Annotated in this window: 1 protein-coding gene; it reads right to left on the reverse strand. The window is 71.0% G+C overall.

From position 1 onward, the window contains the following. Positions 1-329 precede the first annotated feature (329 nt). A partial coding sequence (locus I2E13_RS10860) for a transposase (protein WP_195405110.1) occupies positions 330-1,069 on the reverse strand: 740 nt, incomplete at its 5' end.

Consider the following 1,069-nt stretch of genomic DNA (forward strand, 5'->3'; position numbering starts at 1 on the left):
TCAATGCCGCCTCGTTTCAAGGCACCTTGCTCGCTCTGGCGGGTTTTCGCTCATATGACCCAATCCGCTGTCAAGGGACACAATGGCCCCGCCGACCGCTTGCAATCGGTCGGCGGGGCCTGCCGTTAACCCGTCCCGGTCCGCCCCCGGCATGTCATCGACGCCTTCGGCTCAGTCTCATATCCGCGGATACCGTTCTGTCGGCCCGCACTCCATTCCTTCGGCGGGGTTCCCCAAGTCTGTCGGGGCGCATGCGGAGGGCTCCGCGCGCACAGCGAAATAGGGGGTGTCCCCGAAGGCCGCCCGGCTCGCCGGGGCGGGGGCTATGTCTATTCCGCGCCCTCCCGGCACATCATGCCGAGGGCCCAGAGCCACCTCACGAGCTCGGCCGCGGTGGCCGCGTTGGCCTTCGCCGCGGGCATGCCGCGGGCGAGCATCTCCTCGCGCCGCCGCAGGAGCCGCTCGGACCCCTTCCTCCCGTGCATCCTTATCTCGAGGGGCACGCCCGTGTCCCTCGGCATGAGCTTCGGCTGGTGCCGTGCCGCGGCGTAGCACCATGAGCCCTCGACGGCCAGCTTCCTCACGAGCGCGTTGCCCGCACCGCTGATGCCTCCGAGCCGCACGGAGTCGCCGCTCGACCTCTGGCTCGGCGCGAGGCCGAAGTAGGCCGTGACCTGCCTGCCGGAGCGGAACCTCGTGAAGTCGCCGACCTCGGCCGAGAAGGCCGCGGCCAGCGCGAAGGCGCAGCCCTTGATCGACTGGAGGGCGGCCACCTCCGCGGCGATCGGGCTGGCATCCACGGCCGCCCTGTACTCGGAGAGCAGGTCCGCCCGGGCCTCCGCCGCGGCCTCGACCTCGTTCCTCAGGGCGGCGAGCGTCCGGACCCCGCCATCGTCCTCCGGCCTGACCTTGTCGAGCCACCTCAGGAAGTCGTAGGTCCAGTACTTCCTCGGGTTGCCGGCGGGCGTGGTGCCGCCGTAGGCGAACCCTCGCTTTGCGAGGAAGGCGAGCAGCCGCTGCTTGGCGGTCGCCAGGCGCGCGGTCGCCCCGTCGTAGGCGCCGGCGAGGT

It is taken from the genome of Collinsella aerofaciens, assembly GCF_015554145.1.
GTDB lineage: Bacteria > Actinomycetota > Coriobacteriia > Coriobacteriales > Coriobacteriaceae > Collinsella > Collinsella aerofaciens_AA.